Source organism: Bradyrhizobium sp. Ce-3 (assembly GCF_022835695.1).
Classification (GTDB): Bacteria; Pseudomonadota; Alphaproteobacteria; order Rhizobiales; family Xanthobacteraceae; genus Bradyrhizobium.
On the sequence record NZ_BQUV01000072.1, the window covers coordinates 1 to 334 of the forward strand.

General features: G+C 38.9%; 2 protein-coding genes. Both read left to right on the forward strand.

Features of this window, described 5'->3' with window-relative positions:
• Positions 1 to 128: hypothetical protein (locus BRSPCE3_RS36260; RefSeq protein ID WP_375710014.1), on the forward strand; the 128-nt coding region annotated here is incomplete at its 5' end.
• 6 nt (positions 129 to 134) lie between these two features.
• Positions 135 to 334 (forward strand): hypothetical protein (locus tag BRSPCE3_RS35865; RefSeq protein WP_244071847.1); only part of this gene is annotated, 200 nt, incomplete at its 3' end.

Genomic DNA, 334 nt, shown 5'->3' on the forward strand with positions numbered 1-334 from the left:
ATCCAGCACTAGGTTCTAACTGGACTGCGGAAATTTCTTCGTCTTCCTCTGGTTTAGCTGCAGTAATAACTCTTGGAAAAATTATTACTGATTCTGGTATTTTATTAGCTGAAATTGAAAATGCTTAAACTGCTATGACAGCGGTTGACTTTCAAGCAAATCTCGAAAAATACGGAATTCCAGGAGTAGTAGCTCTTTATCCAGGCGAATTAGGCGATAAAATTGAAATTGAAATCGTATCTAAAGCTGACTATGCAAAAGGAGCTTCTGCATTACTCCGAATTTATCCAGGCGGTGGTACTCGTGCATCTACTGCTAAAGCAGTGTTTGGATA